Annotated in this window: 3 protein-coding genes; 2 read left to right on the top strand and 1 reads right to left on the bottom strand. The window is 68.7% G+C overall.

Annotated elements, in window-relative coordinates:
- Positions 1-920: LacI family DNA-binding transcriptional regulator (locus FNH05_RS35390; protein ID WP_144593205.1), on the bottom strand; the 920-nt coding region annotated here is incomplete at its 3' end.
- A 298-nt stretch (positions 921-1,218) separates the two neighbouring features.
- Between FNH05_RS35390 and FNH05_RS35395 the strand changes: the two genes are divergently transcribed.
- Both FNH05_RS35395 and FNH05_RS35400 read left to right on the top strand, forming a co-directional pair.
- Positions 1,219-2,490: an ABC transporter substrate-binding protein gene (locus FNH05_RS35395; RefSeq protein ID WP_144593206.1), complete on the top strand. Its 1,272-nt coding sequence runs from the start codon at positions 1,219-1,221 to the stop codon at positions 2,488-2,490.
- A gap of 9 nt (positions 2,491-2,499) precedes the next feature.
- The coding region (locus tag FNH05_RS35400; protein WP_144593207.1) for a carbohydrate ABC transporter permease at positions 2,500-2,953 on the top strand (454 nt) is incomplete at its 3' end.

A 2,953-nucleotide genomic window follows, 5' to 3' on the forward strand; every position in this document is an offset into this window, starting at 1 on the left:
ACCGTGGTCAGCGCGGGATCGACCAGCGCGGCGATCTCGATGTCGTCGAACCCGGCGAGCGCGACGTCCCCGGGGACCCGCAGACCCGCTTCCCTGGCCGCGAGCAGGGCACCCACGGCCATCTCGTCGCCCGCGGCGAACACTGCCGTGGGTGGCTCGCCGAGGGCCAGCAGGCGCCGCATCGCGGCCTGGCCGCTCGCCCGGTAGAAATCGCCCTCCGCCACGTAGTCCTCGGGTACGGGCAGGCCCGCTTCGGCCATCGCCCGCCGGTAGCCGGCGAGCCGGTCGATCGCGGGCTGGTTGTCGGGCGGGCCGGTGATGGTGGCGATGCGCCGATGCCCCCTGGCGATCAGATGGCGCACGGCCTGCTCGGCGCCACCGGTGTTGTCTGAGGTCACGTAGGTCGCGCGCGGCCCCTCGATCGCGACGTCGAGGGCCACGCAGGGGATGCCGGACTGGGCGAACGCGGCGAAGGCGGCCGCGTCGGAGCCGCTGTCGATCAGGATGAGCCCGCCGAGATGGTGGCGCCGCGTCATGTTGACGTAGGCGACCGGGTCGGCCAGCGAGGCGCCCACCGCGGGCAGGTTCGCCGAACCGGCCTCCGCGCCGCTGGTGGCCAGCATGAGCAGGTGGTAGCCGTGCGCGGACAGCGCCGATTTCAGCCCCAGCAGCAGGTCCTGCAGGAAGGGGTGGCGCCAGCCCGGCCTGCGGTGGTCGGTGTCCCACACCAGACCGAGCAAAGTGGACCGTTTCGACGCCAGCGCCCGTGCCGACTCGTTCGGCCGGTAGTCCAGTTCCCTGGCCACCCGCTCCACCCGTTCCCGGGTTTGCCTGCTGACCGTGGACGGCTGGTTGAAAACCCGGGACACGGTGGCCACCGATACCCCGCACAGCTGCGCTATCTCCCGGCTCGTCGTCATCGGTCACCACTTTTCTGTAACCGCATACAGTCCCTTCATCAAGATCGAGTCGCGGTCGATCTGACCAGCTTGTATGCCACTTTAGCAGGGGAATCGTCGCGACCGCAGTGTGGATCGCGAAGGGTTTCACGAACGCCTAGTTATCGTTTTGTTACTTGACCTGACCCCGTCTCCGGCATTGTCATGTACTCCGCACCACACCCCCGGCCGGCCATCCGGAACCGGCACCCGGCCGGTTCTTTCATCGATTCCTCCCTTCGTCACACTGCCGTGCCCGAAAAAGGAGAAGGACCGCGGAATGCGTCTCCCCAGAACCCCACGCCGCCTGGCGGGCATCCTGCTCGCCGGCCTGCTCGGCACCGGCCTGATCACCGCCTGCGGTGGTTCCGGCTCCGGTACCACCAAGATCACCATCGGCCTGTTCGGCAACTTCGGCTACCAGCAACTGTTCGAGGAGTACCAGCGCACGCATCCCGGGATCGAGATCCAGGCCCGCACCGCGTCCTACTCCGACCACCACAAGAACCTCGCCTCGCATCTGGCCACCGGCAACGGCGCCGCCGACATCGAGGCGGTGGACACCGGCTACATCGCCCAGTTCAAGGCCATCCCGGACCGGTTCACCGACCTCAATGCGCAGGGCGGCGACCAGCTCAAGAGCCGTTGGCTGGACTGGAAGTGGCAGGCCTCACTGGCCCGTGACGGCAGGCAGATCGGCTACGGCACCGATGTCGGCGGCCTGGCCATCTGCTACCGCCGCGACCTGCTCCAGGCAGCGGGGCTGCCCACCGACCGCGAACAGTTGCGCGCCCTGTGGCCGACCTGGGAGGCCTTCATGGCCGCGGGCAGGCAGTTCCAGGCGCACGCCCCGGCCGGGGTGAAGTGGTTCGACGGCGGTCCGACCGTGCTCAACGCGATCGTCGGCCAGGCGCCGACGGGCTACTACGACCGCTCCGACCAGCTCGTGCTGGCGAACAACGCCGACATCAAGCGCGGCTGGGACCTGGTCGCCCAGGGCGTGCACGACGGGCTGTCGGCCGGGCTGCTGTACAGCACGCCGCAGTGGAACACCGGTTTCAAACAGGGTCAGTTTGCCACGGTGACCTGCCCGGCCTGGATGATGGCCAAGATCAAGGACCAGGCGCCGGACACGGCGGGCAAGTGGGACGTGGCCGCGGTGCCCGGGGGCGGCGGCAACTGGGGCGGCTCGTACCTGACCGTGCCCAAGCAGGGCAAGCACATCAGCCAGGCCGTCGAGCTCGCCGCGTGGCTGACCGCGCCGGAGCAGCAGGCGAAGGTGTTCACCACCAACGGTTTGCTGCCGTCCACGCCGAAGCTGTACGACGATCCGTCGATCACCGGCTATCGCAACCCGTTCTTCGACGACGCACCGGTGGGCAAGCTGTTCACCGACGCGGCGCGGCAGCTGCAGCCGCAGTACCAGGGCCCGAAGGCGGGCGACGTGCAGACCGAGATCGGCAACGCCATGCTGCGGGTCGAACAGGGCAAGCAGAGCCCCGACCAGTCGTGGGCGCAGCTGCTCACCGACGTCGGCAAGCTGTCCGGCTGAGGCGGGCGGATGCGGCTGAAGCAGGAGCGGTCGCACCGGTGGGACAGCCGGTTCGCGCCCTACGTCTACATCGCACCGTATTTCGTCCTTTTCGGAACGTTCGGGTTGTTCCCCCTGCTCTACACGGGATGGGTGTCGCTGCAGAACCGGAACCTGCTCGACGGCGACTCCGCGCGGTGGGTGGGGCTGGGCAACTACGTCCAGCTCCTGTGGCACGACCCGTACTTCTGGAACGCGATGGGCAACACGGTGAGCCTCTGGCTGATGACCACCGTGCCGCAGATCGTGCTCGCACTGGCGATCGCGCACCTGCTCAACCGCCGCATCCGCGCCCGCACCTTCTTCCGGATGGGGGTGCTGCTGCCGAACATCACCTCGGTGGCCGCGGTGACGGTCGTCTTCGCGCAGCTGTTCGGCCGGGACTTCGGGCTGGTCAACTGGGTGCTCGGGCTGGTCGGGGGCG

This window comes from Amycolatopsis rhizosphaerae, from assembly GCF_007713715.1.
GTDB lineage: Bacteria > Actinomycetota > Actinomycetes > Mycobacteriales > Pseudonocardiaceae > Amycolatopsis_E > Amycolatopsis_E rhizosphaerae.

Bases quoted from the DNA above. Each gene is read 5' to 3' on its own strand.
- FNH05_RS35395 (WP_144593206.1), top strand. From the start codon at position 1,219: ATGCGTCTCCCCAGAACCCCACGCCGCCTGGCGGGCATCCTGCTCGCC.